Raw genomic sequence first — 15,350 nt, forward strand, 5'->3', positions numbered from 1 at the left:
TGCTTCCTTGGGTCTTCATATATTGCTGGTCAGGCTCATCAGCGGCAGCATGATTGCCAGCATGATCACCGCCACCAGGACGGCCATGAGCACGGTCAGCGACGGCACCAGCGCGGCCAGCAGGCGGTCGATGCCACGTTTGGCTTCGACGTCGAACACGTCGGCAACCTTGAGCAGCATGCTGTCCAGTTCACCGGCCTGTTCGCCGACTTCAATCATTTGCAGCGCCAGGTCTGGCAGCAGTGGCTGGGCGCCAAACGCACTGGCCAGGGTGCCGCCGCCCTTCACCGACTCGGCGGCTTGCGCGACTTGGGCTTGCAAGGCGCGGTTGGTGCAGACCTGGCGCGCGATCACGAGTGCTTGCAGCAACGCCACGCCGTTACTCAACAGCGTACCGAGGGTGCGCGCCAGGCGTGCGGCTTCGACCCGTTGCAACAGCGGGCCAATAAGGCGAATGCCGAGTAAACGCCGGTCGTACTGCTCGCGGTGCCGCGGGTTACGCAGGCGCACAGCCAGGCCCCAACTCGTCACGATAAAGCCCGCCAATACCGCCAGGCCATAGGCACCGAGGAACTGGCCGAGCCCCAGAATCACTTCGGTGATCAGCGGGATCGGCACGCCCAAGTCGTTGAAGATCGGCACGAACTGCGGCACCACGTAAGCCAGCAACAGGGCCAGCGAACCGAGCACGCCCACCACCAGGAATGCGGGATAGATCAGCGCGTTGATCACCTCGCCTTTTAATAACTGGCTGCGCTCCAGGTAGTCGCCGAGTTGGCGCAAGGTGTTCTCCAGCGCGCCGCCCGCCTCGCCGGCGCGAACCATGCTCAGGTACAGCGGCGAGAACTGGCTGCCCTGCTCCGCCAGCGCCGCCGACAATGGCTTGCCCGCCTTGACGTGCTCGCGGATGCGCTCGATCAATGCACGGGTTTGCGGCTGGCCGGGTTGCTTGAGCAGGATGCCCAGCGAACGTTCCAGCGGCTGGCCCGCGCCCAGTAGCGTGGCCAGTTGCTGGGTAAAACTCACCAGCGCCGCGCCGTTCAACTGGCCGCGCCCGAACGCACTGCGCAGCCCTTGGGCACCGGCGGCGTCTATCTGCAACAGCAGCAGCCCGCGTTTTTGCAGCGTGGCGACGGCGGCGGCCTGGTCCCGGGCTTCGAGGGTGCCGTTTTGCGCAACGCCCTGGCTGTCCAGGGCCCGGTATTTGAACAGGCTCACGCGCCCTCTCCACGGGTGACGCGCAACACTTCTTCAAGGGACGTGACACCCGCCACCGCCTGGCGCAGGCCCTCTTCATGCAGGGTGCGCAGGCCACCGCGGCGGGCGGCGTGTTCGAGGGTCGCGGCGTCGGCATGCCGCATCAACAAGCTGCGCAGTTCGTCATTCATCACCAGCAATTCGGTGAGTGCACTGCGCCCGTGATAACCGCCGCCGGGGGCATTGGCGCGGGGCCGGTACAGCAGGATCGGGCGCTGCTCGGTGAAGCGGTCCAGGCCATGCTCCTCGATCAATTCCGGGGGCGCTTCGAACGCCTCGCGGGTCGCCGGGTCGAGGCGGCGCACCAGGCGCTGCGCGAGGATGGCATTGACGGTCGAGGCGATCAGGTAGCTCTCCACGCCCATGTCCAGCAGACGCGTGATACTCGCCGCGGCGCTGTTGGTGTGCAGGGTCGAGAGCACCAGGTGGCCGGTCAGGGATGACTGGATGGCGATGCGGCAGGTTTCGAGGTCGCGGATTTCACCGATCATGATCACGTCCGGGTCCTGGCGCACGATCGAGCGCAGCGCCCCGGCAAAGTCCAGCCCGATGGCGGGTTTGACCTGGATCTGATTGATGCCTTCCAACTGGTATTCCACCGGGTCTTCGACGGTGATGATCTTGCGCTCGGCGGTATTGAGCCGCGACAGCGCGGTGTAGAGCGTGGTGGTTTTGCCCGAGCCGGTAGGCCCGGTGACCAGGAGGATGCCGTGGGGCCGCTCGAGTACTTCAAGAAAGGTTTGCAGGCGCTGGCCGTCGAAACCCAGGCTCGGGAAATCGAACTGCACGGTCTGGCGGTCCAGCAGGCGCATCACCACCGACTCGCCAAAACTGGTGGGCACCGTGGATACCCGCAGGTCCAGTTCCTTGCCCTGGATGCGCAACATTATTCGCCCGTCCTGGGGCAAACGGCGCTCGGCAATGTCGAGGCGCGCCATGATCTTGACCCGGGAAATCACCGCCGCCGAGGAACTCGACGGCGGCGCTTCGGCGTCCTGCAACACACCGTCGATGCGGTAGCGCACCTTGAGCTGGTTTTCGAACGGCTCGATATGGATGTCCGAAGCGCGATGCTCCACGGCCCGTTGCAGGATCAGGTTGACCAGGCGAATCACCGGGGCTTCGGAGGCCATGTCCTTGAGATGCTCGATGTCTTCCAGGGCGCCGCCCTGCTCGTCGAGGTTTTCGATCAGGGTGCCCATCGCCGAACGGCCCTGCCCGTAGTAGCGCTCGATCAGCGTTTCGACTTCGTTGCGTGGCCCTACCGCCAGCCACACCGGCACGCCGCAGGCATACGCCAGGGCCTGGAACGGGTACAGCAACGCCGGGTTGGCAGCCAGCACGCGCATGCCGCCGTGGCTCCAGCCCACGGGCACCAGTTGGTAATGGCGCATGAAGCGTTCGGTCAGCACCGGCAGCGGGTCGAGCACCGGGGGTGCGGCGTCGGCCAATAACAGCGGTGCGCCAAGCAAATCGGCCCAGGCCCGCGCCAGTTCCACTTCAGAGACCAGCCCCAGGCGCGTCAGCAGGCCGAGCAATTCGCTGTCGTCGGTGTCCTGGGATAAGCGCCGGGCGCGCTCCAGGTCGACGGTTTTCAAACCGGCCTTTCGCATCAGCCACGCGCACACGTGTTCGGCATCCGGAACTTGCATTCGGCATGCATCAATCGGCGTTGGCGGTAGGGTCTGGAACATCTGCACCAATCTGAAGAACCCGTTGAGGAGGCTGTTTCAAGGGTGCAGAAACAACAACGAGTCCCAGCGGCGCCTTGAACAAGATCAAGACCCTGCACTCAAGCGATGTGCAGGACAGCCGTGGCAAATCATGGCCTTTTACAACTAGTGACCAAGGCCATTAGTTCGCCATAATTCATAAAATCTTGTTAAACACATCGACTAACATATTGTCACTTAGTTCACGATTGCATATAGCCAGCCCTTCGCAACTGCACTATTCGTTGAACTTCAGGTGTTTAATCTTTAACTACGGGAGAGTGCCACTTCCCTGTGGCGTGGTCGCGATTAGAAGTCGACCGTGGCCGACAGCAGGTACGTACGCGGCGTCGACAAGGTCAAGCCCGGCTCGCTGTCATCCGAGGCGCCGGCCGAACTCCAGTAGCGTCGGTTGGCCACGTTCTCAACGTTGGCCCGCAGGGTGATGTGCTTGTCGTCGACCTTGAAGGCATAGCGTGCGCCCACATCGAGGCGGGTCCAGGCGTCGATTTCCTTGACGTTGGACTGGTCCAGATACTGCGAACTGGAATAGATCCCGCGGCTGGTCAGGGTCAGGCCTTCAACGGTCGGCACATCCCACTCGGCGCCCAGGTTGACGTTGTACTTGGGCGTGGCCGGCGCGCGGTTGCCGTCGAAGGTGCCGTGGGTGGTGTTGGTCAACTCGCTGTCGATGTACATCACCCCGCCCAGCAGGCGGAAGCCCTTGAGCGGCTCGCCAAACACGCTGAGTTCCACGCCGTCATTCTGGCGCTTGCCGTTGGGGCCGAAGACCAGCGTGGTGGCATTGGTCTCGTAGGCCGGTTGCTTGATGCGGAACACCGCGGCGGTCACCGCAAACGCACCGGCGTCGTACTTGGCGCCAACTTCGACCTGGCGACTGATAAACGGCGGGAAGATTTCGTCGTCGTTGACCGAAGTCGACGGCGCAACCTTGCCCTGGCTCAGGCCTTCCATGTAGTTGGCGTACAGCGACAACTTGTCGGTGGCCTTGAACAGGATGCCGCCCGAGGGTGAGATCTTTTCTTCGTCGTAGGCGGTCTTGCCTTTGACGTCATCGGTCCAGTCGTCGACCTTGACCCGCTGCCAGCGCGCGCCGAGGGTCAGCAGCAGCCGGTCATCGAAGAAACCCAGGGTGTCGGACAACGCCACGCCGCTGAAGCGGCTCTCGGTGTACACCTTCGAGTCGAATCGCGTCGGCCTGCCGGGCGCGGGGGTTTGCACCGGGTTGTAGAGATTGCTCGACCCCGATGCATACCGCGCGCCGCCGTTTTCAAAGTCCATGTAGAAGTAACTGGCCGCCAGGTTGACCTCATGGCTCACCGGGCCGGTATGGAACCAGTTGCGCACGCCGGCCGTGGCGGTACGCACGTTTTCGTCGCGGGTAAAGTCGCGGGGCTGCACACTGAAATCACCGGCATTGTTGGTCACCGACACGGCATGGCGCAGGAAGTCGTGGTTACTTTTGCGCGCGCCCACGCCGCCGTAGAGCATCACGTTGTCGCTGAGGTCGAATTCACCGTTGAACGTGCCAAAGGTGTCGTTGGTACTCGCCTTGCTCCAGGGCTGCGCGTAGTTGTGGCGCACGTCGTTGGCACTCGGCACGTTGGCCTTGGGGCCGACTTGCACGCGCTCTTGCGGGGCGTCGGTGTCGCGCTCGGTGTGGCCGACGTCGGTGGAGAGTCGCAGGCGCTCACCGCGAAAATCCAGGCCCAGCACGGCCATCTCGCGGTCGACACTCTGGTGATCCCAGGCGGTGTCGCCAGACTGTTTCACGCCGTTGAAACGCAGGCCGAACTGGTTGTCTTCACCAAAACGCCGGCCTATATCCACCGCCCCGCCCGCCTGGCTGTCGGAGGCCCAACTGCCGGTAAACGAGGTGATGGGGGCGTCGGTGGCGCGCTTGGGCACCACGTTGATCCCGCCGCCCACGCTGCCCCGTGGCGAGATGCCGTTGATCAACTGGCTGGGGCCTTTGATGATGTCGACGCGCTCGGCCATTTCCATGTCGATGGTGTAGGTCGGCAATACGCCGTAGAGGCCGTTGTAGGCGACGTCACTGTTGAACAGGCTGAAGCCGCGAATGGTGAACTGCTCATAGCGCCCGCCCGCCGGGTTGGTGGCGCGCACCGACGGGTCACTGGCGATCAGGTCGCCGAGGGTACGCGCCTGCTGGTTCTTGACCGCCTCGCTGGTGTAGGTGGTCATGCTGAACGGGGTTTCCATAAAGTCCCGCGAGCCGAGCAAACCCTGGGAGCCACGGCGCGCCACCTGGCCGCCGGCGAAGGACTCGCTGCCGGCATCGCTGGTGGTGCCCAGAATCGAGGTCGGCGCCAATTGCAGGCTGCCGCCCTCTGGAGCCGGGGTCAGCATGTACGCCTGCTCGCCCATCGGTTGCAGTTGCAGGCCAGAACCTTGCAGCAAGCGGGCAAACCCTTCTTCGACGCCGTATTCGCCCGACAACCCGCTGCTGTTGCGGCCGCTGACCAATGCCGGGTCGACCGACAGGTTGACCCCGGCCAGGCCGGCGAAACGGGTCAACGCGGCACTCAGGCTGCCGGCCGGCACCTGGTAGCTGCGCCGGGACGCGCCGTCGTCGGCATAACTGATGGGGACAAACAACGGGCTGGCACTCAGGCTCAGGATGAGGCTGAAATTCAGCAACGGGCGTATTGCGGGCATTGGCAGAGGCTCTCGATTTTGTTCACTTACCTGGAATGACCAGCCACGTGACAAAAGGGGACAGGCTTGAGCCAATATTGTTTGAAATTACGGCTTGATGCTTTTCAGCTTGTTGAGCAGACCCAGTAATTGTTCCAGGGATTCCTCGCCGAACTGCTCCTGGATCTTCAGGTAATTGCTTTCCATCCCGGCGCTCATGTCGACAAAACACTGTTGCCCCTGTTCGGTCAGGGCGACGAACATACGGCGCTGGTCTTCGGCCGATTTGCGCCGGCGCACAATGCCGTCACGCTCCAGCCGGCCCAGTACGCCGGTCATGCTCGGCTTGAGGATGCACGCCAGGTGTGCCAGCTGATGGCTTTCCAGCTCGCCTTGCTGGCGCAGGATGCGGATCACCCGCCACTGCTGTTCGGTCAGGTCATGTTCATTGAGCAACGGCCGGAAGAACGCCATGGTCGCTTCGCGGGCCTGGAGCAAGGTGAGCGTAAGGGACGGTCTTGGGGTGGGCATGGTTCACGCGTATCAGAGGTCGAAGCGTCGAAGCTTAGAGTCGGTACCCCGTGCACGCAACCCAGCGCTCGCAGCAAGTCGTTAATTTCGAAATGAATTCGCAAAAACCTGTGAATCCCGCTATCCAGCCTAAAGATAACATGTTAACAATATGCCGCCCCTGACCTAGCAGAGGGCGCATACCAACAAAAACAACAAAAGGAACGCCCCTCATGCATTCGTGCCTCTTTCGCACGGCGGCAAGCGCTGGCCTGTGCGCCGCGTTTACCCCTCTGGTCGCCCACGCCGACTTTGTCCAGGACAGCAAAGCCAGCCTGGACCTGCGCAATTTCTACATGAACCGCGACTTTCGCCAGGCCAACGCGCCGCAGAACAAGGCTGACGAATGGGCGCAAGGTTTTGTGCTGCGCCTGGAGTCGGGCTACACCGAAGGCGTGGTGGGTTTTGGCGTGGATGCCCTGGGTGAAATGGGGCTGAAGCTGGACTCCAGCCGTGACCGCCGGGGCACCGGGCTGCTGCCGTCTGGTGCCAGCGGGGAGCCGGCCGACAGCTACAGCGAACTCGGCCTGACCGCCAAGGTGCGCCTGTCGAAAACCGTGCTCAAGCTCGGCACCCTGCAACCGATATTGCCGGTGGCCGCCTACAACGACACCCGCCTGCTGCCGTCGACCTACAACGGTGAACTGCTGACCTCCCAGGATATCGACGGCCTGACGTTGAACCTCGGGCGCCTGGAAAAACAGAACCTGCGGGACTCCTCCAACAACGAGTCCATGAGCTACGGCGGCGTCACCAGCACCCACCTGGACCTGGCCGGTGGCACCTACGCGATCAATCCGCACTTGGCCGCGACGTATTACTATGCGCAAATGCAGGACATCTACCGCCAGAACTTTATCGGCCTGGTGCATGACCTGCCGCTGGCCGAGGGCGTAAACCTGCGCACCGACCTGCGCTACTTCGACACCCGCGAACAAGGCAGCGCCTTGCTGCGCAGCCCTGCCCGGGTCGACGGCGGGCGAATCGACAACCGCTTTTTCAACGGCATGTTCAGCTTGTCGGTGGGCGCACACAAATTCGGCCTGGGCTATCAGAACCTTTCCGGTGACGGCGACTTTGCGTTCCCGGGCCAGGACCCGTACTCGGTCAACCTGGTGACCATCAATATCTTCACCAAGGCCAACACCGACGCATGGCAAGCGCGCTACGACTACAACTTCGCCGCCCTCGGCCTGCCCGGCCTGACCTTCATGACCCGCTACGTCGATGGCAGCCACGCGCAAACCGCCACGGTGCGCGACGGCCGGGAATGGGAACGCGACACCGACCTGGTCTACACCGTGCAGAGCGGCCCGCTGAAAAACGTCAACGTGCGGCTGCGCAACGCCACCCTGCGCTCAAGCAACGGCCTGACCAGCGACATTGACGAAAGCCGGGTGATTATCGGCTACACCGTGGCCCTGTGGTAACGCCGCGCGCCTCAACGCAATCCCGATTGACGCTGGCGGTATTCCCCCGGCGTCATCTGCGCGTAGCGCTGGAAGAACCGGCTGAAATACGCCGGGTCCTTGAACCCCAGCTGGTAGCAGATTTCATTCGCCGAACTGCCGGTAAACAGCAGCAGGCGCCGGGCTTCCTGCATCAGCCGTTCGAGGATCAGGCGCTTGGACGGCAGGTCGGCAATGCGTCGGCACACCTCGTTCAGCCGCGCTTCGGTAACGCCCACACCGTCGGCGTAGCGCGACAGCGGCCAGTGTTGCAGGTAGTGGTCTTCGATCAGTTCGTTGAAGCGGTGGAAAATCCGCAGGTCTTCGTGGCGGGCCGGGCGGGCCTCCAGGGAATTGGCGCAAAGCCTGAGCAGGCTGATCATGATCAGGCGCGTCAGGCTGTCCAAGGCCGAGCCGCGTCCGCTGGCCTGAGCGTTGATCTCGCTGCACAGCTCGTCGAAGAGGAACTCCAGGCGGCGCACCTCGGGATGAAACTCCGGCGCCAGCCGCGCCAGCGCCACACAGGCTGCCGGCAATTGCGCGCCCGGGGCCAGGCTTGGGTCGGCGTCGATCAAGGCCCACACCAACTGTTGGCGCACGGTCAGCACATGGCCGTCGGCATCGGCTTCGGTGACGAACGAATGCGCCACCGTCGGCGGCGTGAGGAAAAACATCGGCCCGGACTCAAGGTACTGCTGGTCGTCCAGATAGACGCGCACCGCGCCCGTCTTGACGTAATGCACCTGGAAAAACCGGTCATGGCGATGCACCGGCATATTGCGGCCAAAAAAACCCGCCAGGTTGCCGAGCCTGTCGTAGTGCACCTCGGCATCGCTGTAACGCTGGTCGTAGACCTGCCCGATGTTGATGTTGGGGATCGGCTGACGATCGCTCATCACTGCATTCTCTTTGTTGTTTTGAGTGCCCTGAAATATTGCCACGCTTGACGATAGTTAACATCTTAATTATAACGTTAACAGGTTAACGAATATTCCACGGAGCAGGCCCGAATCTGCCCCGCCACTGCCAGGAGAAAAGCATGAGCCGTGCCCTGCATGATGTTGCGAACGGCACCCTGTTCGGCGTTGCGCTGAACTACCAGGGGTTGCTGAACCAACGTCTCGTCGAATTCGAACAAGCGCCTTACCAGAAGCCACCGGTCAAACCGGTGCTGTTCATCAAGACGCCCAACACCCGCAACGGCCACGATGGCGTAGTGCTGCACCCCCAGGGTGAACGCCTGCAACCCGGCCCGGCACTCGGGGTAGTGATTGGCAAGCGCGCCAGCCGGGTCAGCGTCGAAAACGCCCTGGAGCACGTGGCCGGCTACACCATCGTCAACGAGTTCAGCCTGCCGGAAGACAGCTACTACCGCCCGGCGGTGAAAGCCAAGTGCCGGGATGGTTTCTGCGCATTGGGCCCGGAACTGGTGGCCCGTGACCAGGTCGCCAACCCGCACCAATTGAGCGTGAAGCTGTTCGTCAATGGCGAACTGCGCCAGCAAAACTCTACCGCCAACTTTGTGCGCAGCCTCCCGCAGTTGATCGCCGAGATCAGCGAGTTCATGACCCTGCACGAGGGCGACGTGCTGATCACCGGCACGCCCGAAGGCCGGGTGGACGTGCAACCCGGTGACACGGTTGAAGTCGAGATCAGCGGCCTGGGCCGCCTGGTCAACCACATCAAGGCAGAGGAGCTGTCATGAAACACGCCCGTATTCGCTTTGAAGGTGAAGTCCATTCGGTACAGGTCGAAGCTGAAAACGCCGTGCGCCTGGCCGACGGCCGCCTGCTCGCCGAAGACCAGGTGGAATGGCTGCCACCGGCCACCGGCAGCATATTCGCCCTGGGCCTGAACTACGCCGACCACGCCGCCGAACTGGCCTTCAAGCCGCCCACCGAGCCGCTGGCGTTCATCAAGTCCCCCGGCACCTACACCGGCCACAACCAGGTGACCTGGCGCCCGGACAATGTCGCCTACATGCACTACGAGTGCGAGCTGGTGGCGGTCATCGGCAAACCGGCGCGCAACGTCAAGCGCGAGAACGCCCTGGAGTATCTGGCCGGCTACACCGTGTGCAACGACTACGCCATCCGCGACTACCTGGAAAACTACTACCGCCCCAACCTGCGGGTGAAAAACCGCGATGCCACCACGCCTGTAGGCCCGTGGATCGTGGATGTCGCTGACGTACCAGACCCCGGCAACCTGAAGCTGCGCACCTGGATCAACGGTGAACTGCGCCAGGAAGGCTCGACCTCGGACATGATTTTCGACATCCCGTATTTGATCGAATACCTGTCCAGCTTCATGACCCTGCAACCCGGCGACATGATCGCCACCGGCACGCCCGAAGGCCTGGCCGATGTGGTGCCGGGGGATGAGGTGATCGTTGAAGTGGAAGGCGTCGGTCGCCTGGTGAATCGAATTGTCAGCGAGGCGGACTTTTTCGCCGCCCGTAAAGAGGCTTGAGCAACATGATCAAACACTGGATCAACGGCCGTGAGGTCGAAAGCAAAGACACCTTTATCAACTACAACCCGGCCACCGGCGAAGCCATCGGTGAAGTCGCCAGCGGCGGCGCCGATGAAGTGGCGCAGGCGGTAGCGGCAGCCAAGGAGGCCTTTCCGAAGTGGGCAGGCACACCGGCCAAGGAACGGGCCCGCCTGATGCGCAAGCTCGGTGAGCTGATCGAGCAGAACGTGCCGCACCTGGCTGAACTGGAAACCCTCGATACCGGCCTGCCGATCCACCAGACCAAAAACGTATTGATTCCACGCGCCTCCCACAACTTCGATTTCTTCGCCGAAGTGTGCACCCGCATGGACGGCCACAGTTACCCGGTGGACGACCAGATGCTCAACTACACCCTGTACCAGCCGGTGGGTGTGTGCGCGTTGGTGTCGCCGTGGAACGTGCCGTTCATGACGGCCACCTGGAAGACCGCGCCGTGCCTGGCGCTGGGCAATACTGCGGTGCTGAAGATGTCTGAGCTGTCGCCGCTGACGGCCAACGAACTGGGACGCCTGGCGGTCGAAGCCGGGATTCCCAACGGCGTGCTGAATGTGATCCAGGGCTACGGCGCCACCGCCGGCGATGCACTGGTGCGCCACCCCGACGTACGGGCGATTTCCTTCACCGGCGGCACCGCCACCGGCAAGAAGATCATGCAGACCGCCGGGTTGAAAAAGTACTCGATGGAACTGGGCGGCAAGTCGCCGGTGCTGATCTTTGAGGATGCCGACCTGGAGCGCGCCCTCGACGCGGCGCTGTTCACCATCTTCTCGTTGAACGGTGAGCGTTGCACCGCGGGCAGCCGGGTCTTCATTCAGGAGAGCGTGTACCCGCAGTTCGTCGCCGAGTTTGCCGCCCGCGCCAAACGCCTGATCGTCGGCGACCCGCAAGACCCGAAAACCCAGGTTGGCTCGATGATCACCCAGGCCCACTATGACAAGGTCACCGGCTACATCAAGATTGGCCTCGAAGAAGGCGCCACCCTGCTGGCCGGTGGCCTGGAACGCCCGGCCAACCTGCCGGCGCACTTGAGCCGCGGGCAGTTTATCCAGCCGACGGTATTTGCCGATGTGAATAACAACATGCGCATCGCCCAGGAAGAGATCTTTGGCCCGGTGGTGTGCCTGATCCCCTTCAAGGACGAAGCCGAAGCGCTGCAACTGGCCAACGATACCGAGTACGGCCTGGCGTCGTACATCTGGACCCAGGACATCGGCAAGGCGCATCGTCTGGCCTACGGCATCGAAGCCGGCATGGTGTTCATCAACAGCCAGAACGTGCGGGACTTGCGCCAGCCGTTCGGTGGCGTAAAAGGTTCCGGCACTGGCCGTGAAGGCGGCCAGTACAGCTTCGAAGTGTTCGCCGAGATCAAGAACGTGTGCATTTCCATGGGCAGTCACCACATCCCGCGCTGGGGTGTTTGAGTGACCCATGTAGGAGCTGTCGAGCTCCAGCGAGGCTGCGATGCAGGCGCTGCGCTCTGCCCGTGACAGCGCGGTGATCCCATCGCAGCCTCGCCTGGGCTCGACAGCTCCCACAGTTGATCTTTGACAACACGCTTCCAAGACAAAAACAATTATTCAGGAGAATCATCATGGGCGAAGTCGTCCTGGCCGCGAAGATCTGCCACGTCCCTTCGATGTACCTGTCGGAACTGCCCGGCAAGCACCACGGTTGCCGCGAGGCGGCCATCGCCGGGCACAAGGAAATCGGGCGCCGCGCCCGCGAACTGGGGGCCGACACCGCCGTGGTGTTCGACGTGCACTGGCTGGTCAACAGCGGTTATCACGTCAACTGCGGCGAGCACTTCAAGGGCACCTACACCAGCAACGAGCTGCCGCACTTCATCAAGAACATGGAGTACGAGTACCCGGGCTGCCCGGAACTGGGCGAGTTGATCGCCGCCGAGGCCAACCTGGCCGGCGTGCGCACCATGGCCCACAACATCCCGAGCCTGGAGCTGGAATACGGCACCCTGGTACCGATGCGCTACATGCACATGGGCGTGCCCGACGAGCAGAAGTTTGACGTGATCTCGATCGCCGCGTGGTGCGCCTGGCACCGCCTGCAAGACAGTTTCGCGTTTGGCGCCGCCGTGCGCCGGGCCATCGAGAAGAGCGACCGCAAAGTGCTGGTGCTGGCCTCGGGCTCCCTCTCCCACCGTTTCTCGGACGACCGCGAAGCCGAAGCCAACATCCACAACTGGACCCGTGAATTCGACAAGCAGGTGGACCTGCACGTGGTGGAAATGTGGAAGCAAGGCCGCTTCAAAGAGTTCTGCGCGATGCTGCCGGACTACGCCGAACATTGCTTTGGCGAAGGCAAGATGCACGACACCGCGATGCTCCTGGGACTGCTCGGCGGGCCGGAATACAACAAGCCGGCCGAGATCATCACCCAGCCGTTCGGCAGCTCGGGCACCGGGCAGATCAATGCCGTTTTTCCTTTATGAGCCTTGGTAAAGATCACCTGTAGGAGCTGGCTTGCCTGCGATGCAGGCACCTCGGTGTATCTGTCTCACCGAGTTGGTGCCATCGCAGGCAAGCCAGCTCCCACAAGGAATTCGCTGCACCTCACCCCAAGAGGAGATAGTCACATGCCGCACTTCATTGCCGAATACACCGACAACCTCGAACAGCAGGCCAACCTGCCGGCACTGTTCGAAAAGGTCCACGCCGTGCTGGGCGACAGCGGTGTGTTTCCCCTGGGGGGCATCCGCAGTCGCGGCGTGCGCCTGGACACCTGGCGCATGGCCGACGGCAAGCATGACTACGCCTTCGTCCACATGACCCTCAAGGTCGGCCACGGACGGGACCTGGAAACCCGCAAGGCGGTCGCCGAAGCGCTGTTCAAGGTCATCACCGAGCACTTCGCCGAACTGCAAGCCCAGCGGCTGCTGGCGTTGTCGTTCGAGATGATCGAGCTGCACCCCGAGCTGAATTTCAAGCAGAACAACGTGCACGCCTTCCTGAAGAACCAGGCGAGCTGACCACAGCCCGCCTTTCCGCCCATGGCCACTCAAACCAAAAAGAACAACATCATGAGCACAGCCAATACTGCCGACAGCACCACCCTGATCGAACATCAGCGCACCCACAGCCTCGTCACCTGGCGACTGATGCCGTTGTTGCTGATCTGTTACCTGTTTGCCCACCTGGACCGGATCAACATCGGCTTCGCCAAGATGCAGATGAATACCGACCTGCACTTCAGCGACACGGTGTACGGCCTGGGGGCCGGCCTGTTTTTTATCGCCTACGCGTTGTTCGGCGTACCGAGCAACATGGCCCTGGACCGGGTCGGGCCACGGCGCTGGATCGCCTGCCTGATGGTGGTGTGGGGCCTGCTGTCTACCAGCATGCTGTGGATCGAAAGCTCCACCGGCTTCTACGTGCTGCGCTTTTTGCTGGGGGTGGCCGAGGCCGGTTTCTTCCCGGGGATTTTGGTGTTTCTCAACCGTTGGTACCCGGCCCGTCGCCGGGCGCAAGTCACCGCGCTGTTTGCGATCGCCGTGCCCATGGCCGGTGTGGTCGGCGGGCCGTTGTCTGGTGCGATCCTGGAGCACTTCCATGATTTCGGCGGGCTGCGCGGCTGGCAGTGGATGTTCCTGATCGAAGGCGCCCCAGTGGTACTGCTCGGCCTGGTGGTGCTGAAGTACCTGCCCGACAGCTTCGAAACCGTGAAGTGGCTGGCGCCTGCGCAAAAGCAACAACTGCGCGAGCAACTGAGCAGTGAAGAACAGCGCAAATCCATCACCTCCTTCGGCGGCATCGTGCGTGACCCGCAGGTGTGGCTACTGGTGGCGGTGTACTTCGCAGTGATGCTGGCGGTGAACACCCTGGCGTTCTGGATGCCCACCCTGATTCACGGCGCCGGCATCGGCCGCGACAGCCAGGTGGGCCTGTTGAGCGCGGTGCCGTACCTGGCCGGGTGCTTCTTCATGATCGGCTGCGGGCGCTCCTCCGACCGCAACCGCGAGCGCCGCTGGCACTTGTGCGTGCCGTTGCTGATGTCTGCCGTCGGCATTGCAATGGCCGGGCTCTCGCCCACCAACCCGACCCTGGTGCTGGGCGGCCTGATCCTGGCCGGCATGGGCGCCAGCGCTGCGTTGCCGATGTTCTGGCAATTGCCGCCGGCGTTCCTGTCCAACAGCACCCAGGCGGCCGGCATCGCGCTGATCAGCTCGTTCGGCAGCATCGCCTCGTTCCTGGCGCCGTACCTGATCGGCTGGATGCGCGACACCACCCAAAGCGCGAGCCTGGCCCTGTATGTGCTGGCGCTGCTTATCGCCCTCGGCGGCCTGCTGGTGCTGCGCACCCACGCTGCCATCGTCAATCCCCAGTAGAGAATTCGTCATGCTTGATCAAGCCCAAATCCGGCAAGCCGCCGCCCGCCTCGACCAGGCCGAGCGGTCCCGTGAACAGGTGCGCCAGTTTTCCCTGGAGCACCCGCACATCACCATCGAAGACGCCTATGCCATCCAGCGCGCCTGGGTCGCACAGAAAATCAAGGACGGGCGCAAGCTGGTCGGGCACAAGATCGGCCTCACCTCCCGGGCGATGCAAGTGTCGTCGAACATCACCGAGCCGGATTACGGCGCCCTGCTCGATGACATGTTCTTCGACGAGGGCACCGACATTCCCTTCGAGCGCTTCATCGTGCCAAGGGTGGAAGTGGAGCTGGCATTTATCCTCGGCAAGCCGCTCAAGGGCCCCAACTGCACGATATTCGACGTGCTGGACGCCACCGAGTGGGTGATCCCGGCGCTGGAAATCATCGACGCCCGCATCCAGCAAGTTGACCCGCACACCAACGCCACACGCAAGGTATTCGACACCATCTCCGACAACGCTGCAAACGCCGGTGTGGTGATGGGCGGCCGTGCAGTGCGCCCCACCGAGATCGACCTGCGCAAGGTGCCGGCGGTGTTGTACCGCAACGGGGTGATCGAAGAGTCCGGGGTGTCGGCCGCCGTGCTCAACCACCCGGCCAAGGGCGTGGCGTGGCTGGCGAACAAACTGGCGCCATACGACGTCACCCTGCAGCCGGGCCAGATCATCCTTGGCGGTTCCTTTACTCGCCCGGTGGCGGCAAACCCGGGTGACACCTTCCATGTCGACTACGACATGCTGGGCTCCATCTCCTGCCGCTTTGTCTGAATACTGGAGGA

At 62.9% G+C, this 15,350-nt stretch carries 13 protein-coding genes; 8 read left to right on the forward strand and 5 right to left on the reverse strand.

Annotated features, from left to right (window positions below; translation table 11 throughout):
• Positions 1-15: 15 nt before the first annotated feature.
• From gspF to hpaR, 4 genes are all read right to left on the reverse strand, one after another.
• Complete coding sequence (gspF, locus tag ACZRN6_RS05750; protein WP_464007417.1) at positions 16-1,218, reverse strand: type II secretion system inner membrane protein GspF; 1,203 nt, start codon at positions 1,216-1,218, stop codon at positions 16-18.
• Positions 1,215-2,951, reverse strand: a complete 1,737-nt coding sequence (gene gspE, locus ACZRN6_RS05755; protein WP_464007418.1) for a type II secretion system ATPase GspE — start codon at positions 2,949-2,951, stop codon at positions 1,215-1,217. The genes gspF and gspE overlap by 4 nt, the downstream gene beginning before the upstream one ends.
• A gap of 327 nt (positions 2,952-3,278) precedes the next feature.
• The gene (locus ACZRN6_RS05760) at positions 3,279-5,669 is read right to left on the reverse strand and encodes a TonB-dependent siderophore receptor (protein ID WP_464007419.1); all 2,391 of its coding nucleotides are present in this window, start codon (positions 5,667-5,669) and stop codon (positions 3,279-3,281) included.
• 87 nt (positions 5,670-5,756) lie between these two features.
• Positions 5,757-6,179: a homoprotocatechuate degradation operon regulator HpaR gene (gene hpaR / locus ACZRN6_RS05765; RefSeq protein WP_322144486.1), complete on the reverse strand. Its 423-nt coding sequence runs from the start codon at positions 6,177-6,179 to the stop codon at positions 5,757-5,759.
• Positions 6,180-6,391: 212 nt separating this feature from the next.
• Here hpaR and ACZRN6_RS05770 point away from each other — a divergent pair, with 212 nt between their 5' ends.
• A complete protein-coding gene (locus ACZRN6_RS05770; protein ID WP_464007420.1) occupies positions 6,392-7,648 on the forward strand; it encodes an OprD family porin in 1,257 nt (418 codons plus the stop codon).
• Positions 7,649-7,659: 11 nt separating this feature from the next.
• Here ACZRN6_RS05770 and hpaA read toward each other — a convergent pair whose 3' ends face one another.
• Positions 7,660-8,562: a 4-hydroxyphenylacetate catabolism regulatory protein HpaA gene (gene hpaA / locus ACZRN6_RS05775; RefSeq protein ID WP_177047956.1), complete on the reverse strand. Its 903-nt coding sequence runs from the start codon at positions 8,560-8,562 to the stop codon at positions 7,660-7,662.
• 143 nt (positions 8,563-8,705) lie between these two features.
• Between hpaA and ACZRN6_RS05780 the strand changes: the two genes are divergently transcribed.
• From ACZRN6_RS05780 to hpaH, 7 genes are all read left to right on the forward strand, one after another.
• Positions 8,706-9,371 carry a fumarylacetoacetate hydrolase family protein gene (locus tag ACZRN6_RS05780; protein WP_464007421.1) on the forward strand — a complete coding sequence of 222 codons (666 nt, stop codon included), beginning with the start codon at positions 8,706-8,708 and terminating at the stop codon, positions 9,369-9,371.
• Positions 9,368-10,138: a fumarylacetoacetate hydrolase family protein gene (locus ACZRN6_RS05785; RefSeq protein WP_464007422.1), complete on the forward strand. Its 771-nt coding sequence runs from the start codon at positions 9,368-9,370 to the stop codon at positions 10,136-10,138. Before ACZRN6_RS05780 ends, ACZRN6_RS05785 begins: the two co-directional genes overlap by 4 nt.
• A 5-nt stretch (positions 10,139-10,143) precedes the next feature.
• Positions 10,144-11,604 carry a 5-carboxymethyl-2-hydroxymuconate semialdehyde dehydrogenase gene (gene hpaE, locus ACZRN6_RS05790; RefSeq protein ID WP_322144482.1) on the forward strand — a complete coding sequence of 487 codons (1,461 nt, stop codon included), beginning with the start codon at positions 10,144-10,146 and terminating at the stop codon, positions 11,602-11,604.
• A 170-nt stretch (positions 11,605-11,774) separates the two neighbouring features.
• A complete protein-coding gene (gene hpaD, locus ACZRN6_RS05795) occupies positions 11,775-12,632 on the forward strand; it encodes a 3,4-dihydroxyphenylacetate 2,3-dioxygenase (RefSeq protein ID WP_464007423.1) in 858 nt (285 codons plus the stop codon).
• Between the two features lie 144 nt (positions 12,633-12,776).
• Complete coding sequence (locus tag ACZRN6_RS05800) at positions 12,777-13,169, forward strand: 5-carboxymethyl-2-hydroxymuconate isomerase (protein ID WP_464007424.1); 393 nt, start codon at positions 12,777-12,779, stop codon at positions 13,167-13,169.
• Positions 13,170-13,220: 51 nt separating this feature from the next.
• A complete protein-coding gene (locus ACZRN6_RS05805; protein WP_464007425.1) occupies positions 13,221-14,525 on the forward strand; it encodes an MFS transporter in 1,305 nt (434 codons plus the stop codon).
• Positions 14,526-14,535: 10 nt separating this feature from the next.
• Entirely contained in the window at positions 14,536-15,339 is an 804-nt protein-coding gene (gene hpaH / locus ACZRN6_RS05810) for a 2-oxo-hept-4-ene-1,7-dioate hydratase (protein ID WP_322144478.1), read from the forward strand.
• Positions 15,340-15,350 lie beyond the last annotated feature (11 nt).

The sequence above is a fragment of the Pseudomonas sp. A125 genome, assembly GCF_055409485.1.

Bases quoted from the DNA above. Each gene is read 5' to 3' on its own strand.
- gspE (WP_464007418.1), bottom strand. From the start codon at position 2,951: ATGTTCCAGACCCTACCGCCAACGCCGATTGATGCATGCCGAATGCAA.
- ACZRN6_RS05760 (WP_464007419.1), bottom strand. From the start codon at position 5,669: ATGCCCGCAATACGCCCGTTGCTGAATTTCAGCCTCATCCTGAGCCTG.
- hpaR (WP_322144486.1), bottom strand. From the start codon at position 6,179: ATGCCCACCCCAAGACCGTCCCTTACGCTCACCTTGCTCCAGGCCCGC.
- ACZRN6_RS05770 (WP_464007420.1), top strand. From the start codon at position 6,392: ATGCATTCGTGCCTCTTTCGCACGGCGGCAAGCGCTGGCCTGTGCGCC.
- hpaA (WP_177047956.1), bottom strand. From the start codon at position 8,562: ATGAGCGATCGTCAGCCGATCCCCAACATCAACATCGGGCAGGTCTAC.
- ACZRN6_RS05780 (WP_464007421.1), top strand. From the start codon at position 8,706: ATGAGCCGTGCCCTGCATGATGTTGCGAACGGCACCCTGTTCGGCGTT.
- ACZRN6_RS05785 (WP_464007422.1), top strand. From the start codon at position 9,368: ATGAAACACGCCCGTATTCGCTTTGAAGGTGAAGTCCATTCGGTACAG.
- hpaE (WP_322144482.1), top strand. From the start codon at position 10,144: ATGATCAAACACTGGATCAACGGCCGTGAGGTCGAAAGCAAAGACACC.
- hpaD (WP_464007423.1), top strand. From the start codon at position 11,775: ATGGGCGAAGTCGTCCTGGCCGCGAAGATCTGCCACGTCCCTTCGATG.
- ACZRN6_RS05800 (WP_464007424.1), top strand. From the start codon at position 12,777: ATGCCGCACTTCATTGCCGAATACACCGACAACCTCGAACAGCAGGCC.
- ACZRN6_RS05805 (WP_464007425.1), top strand. From the start codon at position 13,221: ATGAGCACAGCCAATACTGCCGACAGCACCACCCTGATCGAACATCAG.
- hpaH (WP_322144478.1), top strand. From the start codon at position 14,536: ATGCTTGATCAAGCCCAAATCCGGCAAGCCGCCGCCCGCCTCGACCAG.